Origin of the sequence: uncultured Rothia sp. (genome assembly GCF_963544205.1) — a bacterium.
Taxonomy (GTDB): Bacteria; Actinomycetota; Actinomycetes; order Actinomycetales; family Micrococcaceae; genus Rothia.
Genome location: NZ_CAUUDY010000011.1, coordinates 10,702 through 27,400 on the forward strand (window position 1 = coordinate 10,702; position 16,699 = coordinate 27,400).

The following is a 16,699-nucleotide window of genomic DNA, read 5'->3' on the forward strand; positions in this document are numbered from 1 at the left end:
TCTAGTCTTCGAGAGCCTGGGGCTTCTCCGCATAAATCGAGTTAATGAACTTCTCAGCCCACTGCAGCATCGCGCCGTCCACCAGGTCCTTACCGCCAACCGGCATAGTCTTCGGGCGCGGAACCAGCGTCAGCCAGGTATCCATACCCTTCGGCTGAGCGTGCGTGGAGCCCGGGTACACACGCTTCAGACGCATCTGGCGAGACTCCGGCAGCGGCGTAGCGGTCACCACGCGAACCTTCGGGCCCAGAACCACCAGCTCATGAATACCGGCGGCGCGGGCGTGCATACGCACCGTCGCCACGGCAAGCAGGTTCTCTACCGCCTCCGGCAGTTCGCCGTAACGGTCGACCAGTTCCTCGCGTGCCTCCGCAATCTTCTCTTCGGTATCGGCTGCTGCAATCTGACGGTACGCCTGCAGGCGCAGACGCTCCGAATCAATGTAGGTGTGAGGAATATGCGCGTTGACGGGCAGGTCAATCTTCGTTTCGACCTCGCGTTCTTCCTTCTCACCGCGATAGTTCGCCACGGCCTCACCGACCAGGCGCAGGTACAGGTCAAAACCCACACCCGCAATGTGGCCGGACTGTTCGCCACCGAGCAGGTTACCCGCGCCGCGAATCTCCAGGTCCTTCATGGCAAGCTGCAGACCCGCACCCAGCTCGTTGTGGGTCGCGACAGCCTTCAGACGCTCGTGCGCAATCTCGCCGAGGGTCTTGTCCACCGGGTACAGGAAGTACGCGTAGGCGCGCTCGCGACCACGACCCACGCGCCCGCGCAGCTGGTGCAGCTGGCTCAGTCCGTAGTTCTGGGCGTGGTCCACGATGAGGGTGTTCACGTTCGAAATGTCCAGGCCGGTCTCCACGATTGTGGTGCACACCAGCACGTCAAAGCGGCGCTCCCAGAAGTCCACAATAATCTGCTCCAGGCGCGACTCGCTCATGCGACCGTGGGCGGTGGCGATGCGCGCCTCCGGCACGAGCTTGCCGATTTCTGCGGCAACATCGTCGATATCAGCCACGCGGTTGTGCACGAAGAACACCTGTCCCTCACGCATGAGCTCGCGGCGAATCGCGGCCGTAATCTGGCTGTCGGTGCGCGGGCCAACGAAGGTCAGTACGGGGTGGCGTTCCTCCGGGGCGGTCGCCAGGGTGGAGGTTTCACGAATACCGGTCAGCGACATTTCGAGGGTGCGCGGAATCGGGGTTGCGCTCATGGCGAGCACGTCCACGTTGGTGCGCATCTGCTTGAGCTTCTCCTTGTGCTCCACGCCAAAGCGTTGCTCCTCGTCAATGATGACCAGGCCCAGGTCCTTGAACACCACGCTGTCCGAGAGGATGCGGTGGGTACCAATCACCACGTCCACCGCGCCGGATGCGATCTCTTCGGTAATCTGGCGGGTTTCCTTCGCCTTCTGGAAGCGGGAGAGCACGCGAATCTTCACGGGGAAGCCCGAGAAACGCTCGCTGAACGTCTCGTAATGCTGCTGAGCGAGCAGGGTCGTAGGCACGAGCACGGCAACCTGCTTGCCGTCCTGTACCGCTTTGAACGCGGCACGCACGGCGACCTCGGTTTTACCGAAGCCCACGTCGCCGGAGATGAGGCGGTCCATGGGGATTTCTTTCTCCATGTCTTCCTTCACCTCGTGGATGGCGGTGAGCTGGTCGGGGGTCTCGTTGTAGGGGAAGGACTCTTCCAGCTCACGCTGCCAGGGGGTGTCGGGGGCGAAAGCGTGACCGCGCGATGCCTGACGTGCCGAGTAGAGTTTCACCAGGTCGGCGGCGATTTCCTTGACTGCCTTGCGAGCGCGGGACTTGGTCTTCGCCCAGTCGCTGCCGCCCATCTTGGACAGGCTCGGGTTCTCGCCGCCCACATAGTTGGAGATGAGGTCCAGCTGGTCGGAGGGCACGAAGAGGCGGTCGGGCGCGCCACCGCGCTTGGCGGGGGCGTACTCGATGACCAGGTATTCCTTCATGGGCTGCACGCCGTTGACCGGGGAGGCACCCGCCACCGGGCGGGAGGTCATCTCGACAAAGCGACCGATGCCGTGGCGTTCGTGCACCACGTAGTCGCCGGGGTTCAGTGCGAGCGGGTCGACGGCATTGCGGCGACGGCGCGTCTTGAATTTCTGCCCGGCGGCGCCTCGGGGTGCGTAGGTGCCGCGGCGTCCGAGCAGTTCGGCTTCGGTGAAGACGGCGAGCTTCGCCTCCTCGATGAGGAAGCCTGCGGAGGCGGGCGCCTCGCACACCTCGACGATGCCGTGCTCGAGGTCGCCTGCGGGGTCGGCTTCGAGGCTGGTTCGTCGGGCTGCGGGTACGGCGAGCGCCCCTTCCCCGGAGTGGAAGAGGTCGATAAGTCGGTCGGTGGAGCCGCGGCCGTTGGTGAGGGCGAGGACGGTCCACTGTTTCTGAATGAGGTCGCCAACCTGGCTGAGCATGCGTTCGACGGAGCCGTTAAATGCGGTTGCGGGGGCGGCGTTGACGGTGTAGGTGTCGATTCCGTCTTCGATAGCATCGGCGATGCTCTGGCTCTGGATTGCTCCAGCGGCGTCTTCGAGCAGGTCTGCGTCGGTGACGAGTTCGGTGATTTCCCACCAGCTGAGCTTGGCTTCGAGTGCCTGTGCGGTGGTTTGGTCAATAGTTCGGAATCCGCTGTCGCTCATGCGCAGCTGGCCCAGGTCGATGGGTGCTACAGCATCGGCTTCTGCGGAGGTATCCCAGGCGGCGGCGAGGAATTCTTCGTTGGTGGCGACGAGGTCTTCGGCGCGGGCGCGCACGCGTTCGGGTTCGACGTTGATGATCATGGACCCTGCCGGCAGCAGCTCGGTGAGGGTAGTCATGGATTCGATGAGTAGCGGGGTGAGCGATTCCATGCCCTCAACGTAGATTCCGCCCGCAATCTTCTCAAGCATGGATGCAGCGGCAGGGTAGTCTGCCTTCAGGCGTGCGGCTCGGCTCATGACCTCGGGGGTGATGAGCAGTTCGCGGCAGGGCAGCAGGGTGAGTTCGGTGAGTTCCTCTCCCCCGCTGAGGGTGCGCTGGTCGGCGACGGAGAAGTGGCGCATTTCGTCGAGTTCGTCGCCGAAGAATTCGAGGCGTACGGGGGTGTTTGCGGTGGGCGGGAAAACGTCGATAATGCCGCCGCGCACCGCGTACTCGCCGCGCTTGGCGACGAGGTCTACGCGGGAGTAGGCGGCGTCGTTAAGTCCTCGTACTACGTCTTTGAAGGGGTATTCTTCGCCGCGGACCAGGTGTACGGGTTCGAGCTTTTCGATGCCGGTGACGATGGGCTGGATGACGGCGCGCACGGGTGCGATGACGACCTGGGGGCGGGTGGTGTTCCCGGTGATGGCGCGTAGCACCTGCAGGCGGCGGCCGACGGTGTCGGAGCGCGGCGAGAGGCGTTCGTGCGGAAGGGTTTCCCAGGCAGGGAAGAGCGCGATGTCGGCGGCAGGCAGGTAGGAGCGCAGCGCTGCGGCGAGGTCTTCTGCCTGGCGGTCGGTGGGGGCGATGATGAGGCTGAGCGCTTCACCGGTGGCACCGCGTACTGCGGTGGAGATGTCTGCGATGAGTGCGGCGTGGGTTCCAGCAACTGCGCCGATGAGGGTGCGTGCACTGCGTTCGCGGGGCTGTGCGGAGGCGGCGGTGCGGATTGCCGCCCAGCTGTTGAGCTGGTTGAGGGTGTTCAGGAGGGGCTGCAGGGGTGCCTCGAGAGGCTGTGCGGTAGCTTTTCGGGTGGTGCTCACGGGTTCTCCTGAATCTGCGGTCCTCGGGATTGGCGGGTTTGCCGGTTTTGGCGAGTATGCCAGTAATGTGTGCCGTGTTGGGTACCTGCGTGAGGTTGGGTACCCGAGTGGTTTTGCCTTTATTTCACGGTGCTTTTGTGTGTTTTGGGGGTGTTTTTTTGCGGCTTCTCCATTGTAGGACTTGTCTGCATTTTCTGGCATTTTTCTCCTGCGTTCTTCTGGGGTGGAATATATGTCTTTTTGCACTCGACTGTCGCTTTCATGGGTGATATTTGAATATGGTTTTCTTCTGTGTCTTTTCCTGTGTCACAACGCCCATTGCATGGGGCGCAAATCACACACTCACAGGTATCTTTGCACTTTGTGCACCATTATTTTCACAGCTTAATCCTGTACCCTAATCATTAGCACTTATAGAAAAACCAGACGGTATATCCTCTTCCGGATTCTGTTTACCTCTTCCAACCAACCTCAGGTTTTCAGTATTTACTGCGGTTTTTCTAGTGCAATAATTCACCGTATCTTTCGATGTTTCTTCCGGAACGTCGCATCAGAAAGACGCATATGACAACCACATACACGAACAAACCCGCTGAAAAGCACCATGCCCGTTCATGGTCCGCTAAGAAGTGGGCCGCTTTCGCACTCGCTTTTGGTACTGCTTTTACTGCGGCACCGCTTACTCCTACTACCCCCGCCTCGGCTGCGACCGGAACCCATGACGGCTCCAGCAGTGATAAGGCGGCTGCTTCCTGCTATGAGGTCAAGCAGGTTAATCCTTCTGCCTCTTCTGGCACTTACTGGCTGTACACCCCGCAGATGAGCGGCCCGGCGCAGTTCTATTGCGATCAGGAAACTGATGGCGGCGGCTGGGTCATGATTGGCCGTGGTCGCGAAGGTTGGACTGAGTCCTACAATGGCACCGGCGACCCGAACCAGTTGCACCAGAACCCCACCGGCCCTTCCGCTTTTACTCCGGTCCAGCTTCCCGCAAACACTGTCGATGCTCTGCTGAACGGCATTAAGCCTCAGGATCTTCCCGACGGTATGCGCCTGCACCGTGCCCACAATGCGAGGGGCACCCAGTGGCAGAACGTTTATGTTCAGCGTCCTCAGACTGAGCAGTGGACCTGGGCGATGAGCTACGGTCAGCGTTGGGGCACCGTGAAGTTCACCGGTGCCGGCATTAACCGCACCGCTCACATGGGCCGTTCCGCTTCGGAGATGGCTCCGGGTATTACCACCAGCTCGGTGCGTTTCTTCGCTAACCCGAATCAGGGCTACCAGATCGGTTTTGCGTACGGTGCGCTGGTGAACTTTGGTAACGAGAACTCGGATTCGTACATTTACCACAAGCGTGGTTCTGCCGGTTACTCTATCCCCTTCACTCAGGTGTTCCTGCGTCCGAAGCTGACTCAGAATGATCTGCACTTCTCGCAGATTGGTTCTGGCTCTGCCGCTAGTAACCGCCGCGCCCTGCCGAATAGCTACACGATGCCCGTTCGCTGGCGCACCAGTGAGCAGACTGGCACCGGCAAGAAGAACGAGATGAACACCTACGTTCAGGCTATTACTCAGGTGGGAGACACCGTCTTCACCGGCGGCGACTTCAAGTACGTTGAGTCTGCTGGCGGCGAGCGCGTGGACCAGTCGTACCTGGCTGGCTACAACGTAGATTCGGGCGAACTGGTTCGTTCCTTCCGCCCGACCTTCAACGGTCAGATTAAGGCTCTGGAGGCGCTACCGAATAACCGCCTGGCGGTCGGTGGCGAGTTCACCCAGGTGAACGGCGAGAAGGTCAACCACTTTGTGATTCTGGATGCGACCACCGGCCAGATTGACCGCACGTGGGATCTTCAGATTCAGCGCCGTAACGGCGATGCGGCTCAGGTGAAGACCCTGCTGGTTCAGGATGGTTACCTGTACATTGGTGGTAACTTCACCCACGTGAAGGGCAATACTTCTAAGGCGTACGCTTACTCGCGTGGTGCCGCTCGTATTAAGCTCTCGAACGGTGCGGTGGACTGGAATTGGCGCCCGAACTTCAACGGTACGGTCAACGGTATTACCGCTGCGTCCGATAATTCCACTGTTCACGCTGCGGGTTACTTCACCGAGCTGAATAACCAGCGCGCGTTCCGCCTGGCGGCACTGAATGGTTCTAACGCTTCGAATATTAAGTGGGAGTGGGAGCCGTCGCTGAAGCTGAACATTACTGACCGCATTGTGTACGCGTTCCAGTTCGATGTTCAGGATGCTGGTTCGACCGTGTGGACTGGCGGCGCTGACCACCTGATTGCGAACTACTCGAAGAACGGTTACGGCCGTATTTCTTCGTCTATCTCTAAGTACGGTGGCGACTGGCAGGATCTGCATCTGAGCGGTAACACCATTTACGGTGCGTGCCACTGCGGTGATGTCCTCTTCGAGGGTTCGACCGGCTACCACACGTATTGGAAGGAATCGAAGGCGGTTCACCGTATGCGCCTGGTCGCAGCGTTCGACAAGGATAGCGGCGAGGTCATCGGCGAGTTCAGCCCGGTTCTGAAGGGCGCTAGCGGCTACGGTGTTTGGGAGTCCTTCATGGATTCTCGTGGCAACCTGTGGGTTGGCGGCGACATCAACCGTTCGCTGGGTGCTAATGGTGAGCAGCGCACTGTCGGTTTCGCTCGCTTTGCGGCTCGCGACGTCACTCCTCCGTCAACTCCGTCGAACCTGTCGGTTCAGCGTGATGGTTCGACCGATAAGCTGTCTTGGTCTGGCGTTCGTGAGAGCGGCGCTCGCTACCAGGTGCTGCGTGATGACCGTGTGATTGCTACGGTATCCGGTACCAGCTACGAGGTTGAGCACACCGATGGTGCACGCTACTACGTGCGTTCCATTGATGCATCTGAGAATTTCTCGGCTTCTACGGGAGCTGCTCAGGCTTAGGTCAGGTTACTGATCTAGTTTCTTTGAGCCGCCGCCTGGTTCGGGCTCTGCAGGGTATGCGGGGTCTGGATCAGGCGGTGGTGCACCCGGGGTGTATGCCCCCTATAGTTTTGGTTTGGTCCGGTTTTCCCAATTTGCTATCTCTTCGCCCCTGTGGCGGCTATGATGGGTTGGGATTCATTGCGTCGGATAGGTTGCTTCCGTCCTTCCGATGATGGGCTGAATCTTTGTCTGTGGTGTTTCTTCGCTGTTGGTACGGTCGGGGAGGCTTCACAGATTTTTAGCGTTCCGCTTCTTGTGATGCGTTGCCGTTGTTGGCTTCGCGCGTGAGCTGGTGGGGCGTATTCATTCAATTTCCGATAACTACACTCACTGATTCCGGCTACAGACTCGCTGTTAGTGCTTTTCATACTGCTTCTTTCCCCCGATACCTGGTTACTATGCTGTGCCTTGTGTTGGGTGGGTGGTGCTGTGTGATTTGCGTTTTCTGCCGTATGCCGGTTGAGGTCTCTAGGAGAGACATAATGAATTTTCTTCCGTTCGCGAGTGGAGGGCGTTCGCAGGGCGCTGCTTCTTCCGCTTCTGAGGGTTCTCGCGTAGCTTCTCGTGCTGGTTCCCGTGCTTTGGGTGCGGCAGTTGCTTCTTTTGCGATGGTTGCGGCTTCTTTGGGCCCGATTGCTTCGGGTGCACAGGCCGCTGATGCACGTTACTATAACGGTTCGTCGAGCGAGCGAGCCGCAGCCAGCTGTTGGGAGGTTAAGCAGAATAATCCGCAGGCTAAGAGTGGTGCGTACTGGCTGTACACCCCGCAGATGAGTGCTCCTGAGCAGTTTTATTGTGATCAGGAAACTGATGGCGGCGGCTGGGTCATGATTGGTCGAGGCCGCGAGAGCTGGACCGAGAACTATAACGGTCGTGGCGATGCCAAGCAGCTGCATCAGAACCCCACTGGTTTTGACGCGGTGCAGTTGCCGGGTCAGACGGTGAACGCGCTGCTGAACGGTACCCGTCCGCAGGATTTGCCCGATGGTGTGCGTTTCCACCGCGCCATGAACGTGAACGGTACCGCATGGCAGGATTTTAAGGCTACGCGTGCCGCGAGCACCGAGTGGTCTTGGACCCTTCGCTCAACGATGTACTGGTCGAACATTTCGATTACTCATCCGCGACAGTACCGTGGCTACAACTACTACAGCCAGGAGAAGACGGCGGGCAATATCTTCCGTTACGGCTATTCGGATGATTTCCGTTCCCTGCACTTCGTGGAGAAGCCGTCACAGGGTTATAAGCTGGGCTTTACCTACGGCCCGAACGCTAGGATTACGGGTTGGTTCCAGAATTACCTGTTGAACAGGGCCTCTTCCTACATCTACCGCCCGGCGAATGATTCGACCGCCCCTTTGGTGTTCACTCAGATGTTCTTGCGCCCGAAGGTGACTCAGAACGATTTGGCGGCTAAGGGCCTGCACGCTTACGGTCAGCAGGGGGCTCCGGCAAGTAACCGCCGCGCGTTGCCCAATAGCTACTCTGAGAAGTGGAAGTGGCGTACGAGTACTGACACCGGTACCGGCAAGAAGGGTGAGATGAACACCCAGGTTGAGGCGATTACCGAGGTTGGTGGCGCCGTCTTTACCGGTGGCGATTTCGCGTACGTTGAGTCGGCGAGTGGCGAGAAGGTTGAGCAGGCTTTCTTGGCTGGCTACGAGGTGGGCACCGGCGAGCTGCGCCGCTCCTTCCGCCCGAAGATTAACGGTCAGGTGAAGTCGGTTGAGGCTCTGCCGAACGGCTTGCTTGCCGTGGGTGGTTCCTTCGATCAGGTGAATGGCGAGTACTACAACGGTTTCGTGATTCTGGATCCGAAGACCGGTCAGGTGGCTAAGGATTGGGATATTCACGTTCAGAGCCGCATCTCTTCCCTGCCGGTGCAGGTGAAGACCCTGCACGTTCGCGACGGGTACCTGTACCTCGGTGGCTCCTTCACGCACGTGAAGGGTAACACCTCCCCCACGTACGCCTACTCCAGGAACCTGGCCCGCATCAAGCTGAGTAACGGCGAGGTGGACTGGAACTGGCGTCCGGTCTTCAACGGCACGGTTAACGGTGTGAACGCTTCCGAGGGAAATAGCCACGTGTACGTGGCCGGCTACTTCACTCAGCTCAACGGTGGTGAGGCATTCCGTATCGCCAATATCAAGGATCCCCGCCAGAGCGGCGGCGATTGGACTCATGAGCCTTCGTACGTTCCTTCCAGCGCTCAGACCTGGGATTTGAAGAACGAGCGTAAGATGTGGGGCTTCCAGTTCGATGTTCAGGATGCTGGCTCTTCCGTATGGCTGGGTGGCACCGAGCATATGATTAGCCGCTACGATAAGTCGACCATGCGCCGCACCTACAGCGCGATTACTCGCGAGGGTGGTGACTTCCAGGATCTGCACCTGAACGGCAATACCATTTACGGTGCGTGCCACTGTGGTGACTTCATCTACCAGGGCGCGACCAAGGTTGATTCGGAGTGGGTGAACGCTACGGATGCCCAGACGATTCGTTTGGTTGCAGCATTCGATAAGGATACCGGCCAGGTGCTACCGGAGTGGGCCCCGATTATGAACGGCGCCTACGGCTACGGCGTGTGGGAGTCCTTCGTGGATTCGACCGGCACTCTGTGGGTTGGTGGCGATATCCGTAAGTCGCTGGGTGCTAACGGTGTCCAGCCGACCATTGGTTTCGCGCGTTATGCACCTCGCGATGTGGCGCCTCCGGCTACCCCGAGCAATCTGAAGGTCACGAAGAACGGTTCGAAGGATCAGCTGACTTGGTCGGGTATTTCCGAACGTAATGTGAAGTACCAGGTTCTGCGCGATGATCGTCCTATTGCAACGGTAACGGGTACGAGCTATTCGGTGGATCACCGCGATGGCGCCCGCTATTATGTGCGCGCGGTAGATAACTCGGATAACTATTCGGCAAGTACCGAGGCTGTCCAGGCGGCATAACCCCTCATCAGGGCGACATGCGCTTTTATGACAAATAATTTTAGTGATGTTCGCCCTATTGTCCCGGGTTGGTTCATAACCAGCCCGGGACTTTTTTGCACATTGTGAATCTATTTCATTCATTTACATGAAGGTTTTTTCATCCAGAGATATATATTTACCTTCTATTCAAGCCAAAATAGAGCATTATTTAGGGCTTATTCTCATCATTTATAAAAACGTTATTTTTGCGAGTCTAAGTATTCTCCCAGCTTTGCGTGCTAGCCTTTAGGTGCTTTGCCATCGCGCAAGGTATTATCTTCCGGAATATAGTCGATCTCACTCCAACCACTAAAGAGGCTTCCTATGTCAGCATTCTTCAAGCAGCCCTCCCGGTCTCGCCTTCTGGGCACCCTGGGCACCCTTGCAGTATCTGCTCTGGTTCTGAGCGCTTGCGCTACTGAAAACCCGAGCTCCGATAGCTCTTCTTCTGCTTCTGCGTCCGCTAGCGTTTCCGCTTCTGCGCACGCTTCTTCCGGTCAGTCGTCGAGCACTTCTCCCCAGGTCTCTGAGCAGGGCACTGCTTCTGCGTCCGTTGAGGCTTCGGGCGATGCATCCCCCAAGGCGGATGCTGAGGCTACTTCTTCTGATGGCCAGAAGCTTGAAGAGATTTACACCGGTTCGGAGGAAATGAAGAATGCTTCTTCCGTGCCCGTTGACACTGAAGAAGTGAAAAAGACCACCGAACTGGTCAATTCTTTTGAAAACATTCTGACCAAGATTAAGGCAGCTCCTTCTGCCGCTCCTTCCCCGGAGCGCACCGCTGATCCGACCAGCGACGAAGAAGCTGAGCAGCAGAATGTTGAGCAGGCTCGTGCTGTCCTCGATGATGAGACGATTCGTTCCATCGAGGCTGTCGCCGTGGATTCTGCTGCCGCTGAGTTTGCTGTGCAGGCTTCCGAATATGCGCTGGCAGGCTGGCATTATGAAGGTTCTTCCACTGTGGTGGGCACCCCCCGTATGACTGCAACTCAGTACAAGGGTCAGCCCGCGCGCATGCTGGAAGTATGCATGGATTCTTCCTCTGTGAAGATCTACGATGAGAATAATCAGCCTGTAAAGGATGATAATTCTCCCAAGCGTTCACTCAATATCTACACCCTCGTTCAGGTCGATGGTCAGTGGAAGATTGCAACCCACGACTTCCCGAACAATCCTGACTGTTAAGGGTTTTAATTAAGATGCCGGTTTCCAACGATAATTCGCTGGAAACCGCGCATTATCGTCCATCGCGCATTAATGTTGATGCGCATTCGATAACATTTCTTGGCATTCATTTGGAGATATTATGAAAGCCCACCTTGGCATGACGGGCTCAGGCTTTTCTCGTTCTGCTATAACCCGCTCAACTCTTTGCTTGAGCATTGCTACGGCTTTGGCTTTGCCCGTAGCTATCCCCGCTATTACGCCGAGTACCGCGGTCGAGCAGACTGCGGAAAAAAGGGACTCTGCTTTCTACAATGGCACGACCTCCGAGCGTGCTGCCGCCAGCTGTTGGGAAGCCAAGCAGGCTAACCCCGAGGCAAAGAGCGGCGCATACTGGCTGTACACTCCCGCGATGAGCCAGCCGGCCCAGTTCTATTGCGATCAGGAAACTGATGGCGGAGGCTGGGTCAAGATCGGTGAGGGTCGTGACGGCTGGACCGAAAACTACGAGGGCCAGGGCGATACCTCCCAGCTCTACAGCGATGCTGCCCCCGCATCGTCCGGTTTGACTCTCGAACAGGGCAAGCCCCTGAGCTCCCTGCCCGCCGCAAAGACCCCGATTCAGCTTTCGGGCACCACTATTTCTCAGCTGCTCAACGGCGTTCGCCCCGATCAGCTGCCCGATGGTTACCGTTTCCGTCGCGCTGTAAATACTTCTGGCACTAAGTGGCAGGAGGCGACGGTTGACCGCCGCCAGACCTCCGAGTGGACCTGGGCTCTGCGTTCGAACGCTGTCTGGGCTAACGCGGTTGTCACGAACCCTGACGAGTTCTCTTCCTACAACGAAAATGGCCGCAGGGACTGGCCTAATGGCACGTGGGAAGACCATATGTTGGGCGGCCAGAACTACGGCTTCAGGACGATGCTCTTTGAGGAAATGGCTTCGCAGGATTACCGTATGGGTTTCCGTTACGGTGCGAACGCTCCCATTTCCCAGGATGGCTCTGAGCCGGCGATCACCGATGCGCAGAACTCCTACATTTACGGTAAGGAAAGCAACGGTGAAACCTCCTTCGGTTACACCCAGATGTTCCTGCGCCCGAAGCTGACTCAGAACGATTTGCACCTGGGCGCTATCCCGGATTCCGGTACTCAGGCGAGTGCTCGTCGTGCCCTGCCCAGTAGCCGTTCGGCGGATTGGCGTTGGCGCACCAGCACCAAGACCTTCACCGGTGAGACCAACGAGATGAACACCTACGTTGAGGCAATCACCGAGGTCGATCACGGCAACGGCACCTCCAGCGTGTTCATTGGTGGCGACTTCATGTACCTTGAGTCTTCCACCGGCGAGCATGTTAACCAGTCTAATATTGCTGCCTTTGACCCGGAGACCGGCGATTTGCGCCGCGATTTCAAGCTGACTGTTAACGGTCAGGTTAAGTCTGTTGAGGCACTGCCGAATAACCGTTTGGCGGTTGGCGGTACCTTTACCAAGGTTAACGGTGAGGAGCGTAAGAGCTTCGTCGTTGTTGACGCCACGACCGGTGAAGTTGCTCCGGAATGGTCCCAGGTTAAAGTCGAAGATCGTATTTTGACCGAGCCAATGACGGTAAAGACCATCCACCGTCAGGGTGACTACGTGTATATTGGCGGCACCTTTACCCACGTTCATGAAAGTGAAAAGGCGGGTGTTGCATATTCGCGCAATATTGCCCGTTTTAAGCTGGGTCAGCCTTCTGACGGCGTGCCCGGTATCGTGAGTGTGGATCGCAACTGGCGTCAGGTGTTCAATGGCACCGTCAACGGTATTAGTGCTTCCGCTGATAACTCTCATGTTTACGTAGTCGGTTACTTCACGTGGCTTAACGGCGGTCTTGCCTACCGTGTGGCTGATATTACTCAGAACCTGCAGAAGGGTAGCCCGTGGGTGTACCAGCACTCTGAGATTCCTGCCGGTGCTAATGTCTCTGACCTGCGTAACGAAACCAAGATTTGGGGTTTCCAGTTCGACGTTCAGGATGCCGGCACCGGCGTCTGGGTGGGCGGTACTGAGCACCTCATTTCTCGTTATGACAAGGCAACTCTGACCCCCACCTACACCGCAATTACCCGTGACGGTGGCGACTTCCAGGATCTGCATCTGCACGGCAACACCATTTACGGTGCCTGCCACTGCGGTGACTTCCTCTACCAGGATTCGCGTAATAAGCGGTTCCCGGTGGGCGGTTCAAGCGTGATTCACTCTGTCAAGCTGGTTGCTGCGTTCGATAAGGACAGCGGTAAGATGCTGCCGGAGTTCTCCCCCGCGATTAAGGGTGACCACGGTTTCGGTATCTGGGAGTCTTTCGTGGATTCGAAGGGTACCCTGTGGGTTGGTGGCGATATTCACCGTTCTCTGGGTGTTCACGGTACTCAGGACACCGTCGGTTTTGCGCGCTTTGAGGCTCGCGATGTGACTCCTCCGGCTACCCCGCAGAACCTGCAGGTTGAGCTGAAGGACGATAAAGACGTTCTGACCTGGGATGCTGTGCAGGATGCCGGTAGTGTCCGCTACCAGATTCTGCGTGATGACCGCGTCATTGCTAGCACCTCGGGTACGAAGTTCGAGATTGACCACACCGATAATGCACGCTACTTTGTGCGTGCGGTGGACAGCTCGGATAACTACTCTGCTTCTACTCCGGTTCAGGTAGCTCCGGTTCGTCCGACTCCTACCCCCACGGAGACCGCAACCGAGACTCCTACCGCTGCCCCGTCGGCAAGTGCTGACCCGACCGCTACTGTTGATCCCACCGCCTCGGCAACTCCGAGCGTGGAGGTAACGACCGAGGCGCCGAAGCCCGCTGATCCTAAGGAAGAAAATCCGAAGGACGAAACCGCTAAGGACCAGATTGTTCTGCCCTACGCATCCGAGTGGAAGTACATGGTCGCTGCCAATGCTCCCAACCGTAAGCATGCGTGGAAGTACAACTTCCACTTCACCTTGGAAGATATCGCGCAGGAAGCCTGGCAGACCGGCAAGACCCCGATCGGTGTGGGCAACGGCAACCTCAACACCCGCGCTAATGTACCTCTGCTGCGTACCCGCAACAACATCTACGCGTACACTACTATCCAGCTCACTCGTGAGCAGGCGAGCCGCGACCTGGTGCTGACCACCTACGCGGATGACGCTATTGCGGTGGGTGTCAACGGTGAAGAGGTTGGACGCTCCAACTTCGACATCAGGGGCAAGCTGTGGAATAGCGCGGCGGCTTCCAGCTCGGTAGATACTGCTGAGGCTCAGAAGACTCCGGTGACCTTCACGGTTCCGGCTTCTCAGCTGAAGGCTGGCGAGAACCTCATCGCGGTTGAGGTTCACCCGGCGTTCGCTCGACGCAACACTCTGCCGAACGTGAGCTTTGATTTGCAGGCTACCTCCAAGGCACCGGTTGCTGAGCAGCCTGCTGAGAAGGAAGCAGACAAGGATGCGGAGGCTCCCGTGGCAAACGAGGCTGAGCAGCCCGCGGTCGATAACGCGAACAACGCGGCAGCCGACCAGGGTGAGCGACGCATCGTCAATAACGGAGTTGGAACCCGCGTTCCGGTGCAGTATCGAAGGAACTAATACCTTCTAGATAATCTCAGCTAAATGGGGTTTGATTTTCTGAATGGTTCAGGAAATCAAACCCCATTTGCGTGTGCCACCCGCTTTTCTGCGTTTTTGCATCATTTATTCCTGTTATTTGTGTTTCTGTTATGTGCGTCTCTGCGCAATGTTAAGATATGAATTCTAAAACCATAATTCGCAGGAAGAAAGCATTGATACCCCCGGTTGGCTAGGCCCCTAACCACCTTTCAGGGACCCGCCAATCTGCACTAAAGCGCATTGTCAGCGGCTTTTTACGACACAATTGTTGACCCTGACCACACGCGCCCTGTCGCACTTTATCTCGTTGTAAAATATCTATATAGTGGTGTATGTGAAAAAGGGACCAACCACCCCTTATTTTCGCGTGCGGGACTTCCGGACTTTCTCGCGACCACCCCGAAAGGGAGTAATTCGCTCTCCTTCACTCCTCTCACCGATTAAAAAGGAATGTGCATGTCCACCTCTGAGGCACCTCACACCCCAAACTCCGCACCCGCATCGGGATTTTCTGCGAAGTTTTCCCACACCTTGCGCTCCCTTGAAGCAGCACAGAAGCCTGGCATTGGCGTTCCCGCCTACACTCGCTGGGTTAACCGCCGAGTAGCACGCTACTTCGCTGCGACGGCTGTCGCTCTGGGCATCACTCCCAACGGCGTTACCGCTATTTCCGCTGCATGTTCCGCAGCAGGCCTCATCGTTCTGATCACTTGCCCGCCCAGCGTCGGTGTAGGTATCTGCGTTGCGCTGCTTTTCGCCCTCGGTTACGGTCTGGACTCTGCTGACGGCCAGGTTGCTCGCGTGACCGGTGCGTCTTCTCCCGCCGGTGAGTGGCTCGACCACGTGGTCGACTCCATCCGTGTGCCCTCCGTGCACATGGCGACTCTGCTCTCCTTCCTGCTGTACCCGGCACACTACTCTTTCACCGATTCCAGCGCATTCAACGGCTGGATTATTGCTATGCCGATGATTTTCACCGCGCTGACCGCCGGTCACTTCATGAGCCAGATTCTGGCTGAGCAGCTGCGCAACAACCGCAAGACCGCGGCACCGCCGACCGGTGGCCCGCTGCGCTCCTTCATCAACCTGCACATGGACGCTGGCACCCTCTGCTGGATTTACATTTTCGTTGGTTTCGGCCCCGTATTCGTCATCGTCTATGCACTGCTTCTGCTGGCTAACGCCGCAACTGTTCTGCTGTCCATGCGTCGCAAGTACGTTAGCCTCGCGACCCCCGCTGAGTAAGGAGAAACCCAATGATGCACTTCACCTCTCGCAACCCTGCCGTTTCCGCCGTAATTGCAACCAACGGCAAGCGCCCCGAACTGCTGCGCGTGGCGGTCCGCTCCATTCTTGAGCAGAGCTACCGTGGCTTCGTTGAGGTTGTTGTCGTCTTTGACCGCGTTGAGCCCGACCATCTCGAAGATATTGAGGTCGGTGAGAACCGTGCTCTGAAGATTGTCTCCAATACCCGCTCCGGCGGTCTGGCTGGCGGCCGTAACAGCGGCATTATCGCCTCCAGCGGCGAGATGATTGGCTTCTGCGATGACGACGACTACTGGATGCCGTCCAAGCTCACCCAGCAGGTCGCTCTCTGGCGCGAAAACCCCGAAGCAGCCGCTATCTCTTCGGGTATTACCGTCCGCTCCGGCGGTCAGGACATCGTGCGCCTGGCACCCGAGCGTGCGACCTTCGCGGACTTCCTGCGTTCGCGCATCACCGAGATTCACCCTTCCGCTATGCTGTACTCTCGCGAGGATTTGCTCGGCGTTGACGGTAAGCCCGCTCGCATCGGCCTGGTCGATGAGGAGCTGCCCGCTGCCTACGGTGAAGACTACGACCTGTTGCTGCGTGCAACCCGCCACGGCGATGTGCTGAGCGTACCCGAGCCGCTGATTCTGGTGCTCTGGGACCGTCCATCCTTCTTCTCCGGCAAGTGGCAGTCCATGGTTGACGGCCTGAGCTACATTCTGCGTAAGTTCCCCGAATTTGAGCAGGATCCCAAGGGCCTGGCACGTATTGCCGGTCAGATTGCCTACGCTCAGGCTTCTCTGGGCAACAACAAGGAGGCGCGCGCTTACGCTCGTGCCGCTCTGCGCCGTGACCCCAAGCAGCTTCGTGCATGGGCGGCGTATGTTGTGTCCACCGGTGTTATTAAACCCGCTACTCTTCTTGATCTCGTCCAGAAGACCGGTCGAGGTCTCTAACCAGGTATCG

The 16,699-nt window shown here is 57.8% G+C and carries 7 protein-coding genes; 6 read left to right on the forward strand and 1 reads right to left on the reverse strand.

From position 1 onward, the window contains the following. Position 1 precedes the first annotated feature (1 nt). A complete protein-coding gene (mfd, locus tag RWZ58_RS06460; RefSeq protein WP_314658064.1) occupies positions 2 to 3,745 on the reverse strand; it encodes a transcription-repair coupling factor in 3,744 nt (1,247 codons plus the stop codon). 564 nt (positions 3,746 to 4,309) lie between these two features. Between mfd and RWZ58_RS06465 the strand changes: the two genes are divergently transcribed. The 6 genes from RWZ58_RS06465 to RWZ58_RS06490 all read left to right on the forward strand — a co-directional run bounded on the left by RWZ58_RS06465 (position 4,310) and on the right by RWZ58_RS06490 (position 16,689). Beyond that, a complete protein-coding gene (locus RWZ58_RS06465; protein WP_314658065.1) occupies positions 4,310 to 6,676 on the forward strand; it encodes a fibrinogen-like YCDxxxxGGGW domain-containing protein in 2,367 nt (788 codons plus the stop codon). Positions 6,677 to 7,200: 524 nt separating this feature from the next. Then, complete coding sequence (locus RWZ58_RS06470; protein ID WP_314658066.1) at positions 7,201 to 9,669, forward strand: fibrinogen-like YCDxxxxGGGW domain-containing protein; 2,469 nt, start codon at positions 7,201 to 7,203, stop codon at positions 9,667 to 9,669. Between the two features lie 345 nt (positions 9,670 to 10,014). After that, positions 10,015 to 10,875, forward strand: coding sequence for a hypothetical protein (locus RWZ58_RS06475; protein WP_314658067.1), 861 nt, complete (start codon positions 10,015 to 10,017; stop codon positions 10,873 to 10,875). Positions 10,876 to 11,089: 214 nt separating this feature from the next. Then, positions 11,090 to 14,461, forward strand: coding sequence for a fibrinogen-like YCDxxxxGGGW domain-containing protein (locus tag RWZ58_RS06480; RefSeq protein ID WP_314658068.1), 3,372 nt, complete (start codon positions 11,090 to 11,092; stop codon positions 14,459 to 14,461). A gap of 477 nt (positions 14,462 to 14,938) precedes the next feature. Then, positions 14,939 to 15,727: a CDP-alcohol phosphatidyltransferase family protein gene (locus RWZ58_RS06485; protein WP_314658069.1), complete on the forward strand. Its 789-nt coding sequence runs from the start codon at positions 14,939 to 14,941 to the stop codon at positions 15,725 to 15,727. An 11-nt stretch (positions 15,728 to 15,738) separates the two neighbouring features. Continuing rightward, on the forward strand, positions 15,739 to 16,689 hold the full coding sequence (locus RWZ58_RS06490) for a glycosyltransferase (protein WP_314658070.1): 951 nt from the start codon (positions 15,739 to 15,741) through the stop codon (positions 16,687 to 16,689). Positions 16,690 to 16,699 lie beyond the last annotated feature (10 nt).

Bases quoted from the DNA above. Each gene is read 5' to 3' on its own strand.
- RWZ58_RS06465 (WP_314658065.1), top strand. From the start codon at position 4,310: ATGACAACCACATACACGAACAAACCCGCTGAAAAGCACCATGCCCGT.
- RWZ58_RS06470 (WP_314658066.1), top strand. From the start codon at position 7,201: ATGAATTTTCTTCCGTTCGCGAGTGGAGGGCGTTCGCAGGGCGCTGCT.
- RWZ58_RS06475 (WP_314658067.1), top strand. From the start codon at position 10,015: ATGTCAGCATTCTTCAAGCAGCCCTCCCGGTCTCGCCTTCTGGGCACC.
- RWZ58_RS06485 (WP_314658069.1), top strand. From the start codon at position 14,939: ATGTCCACCTCTGAGGCACCTCACACCCCAAACTCCGCACCCGCATCG.
- RWZ58_RS06490 (WP_314658070.1), top strand. From the start codon at position 15,739: ATGATGCACTTCACCTCTCGCAACCCTGCCGTTTCCGCCGTAATTGCA.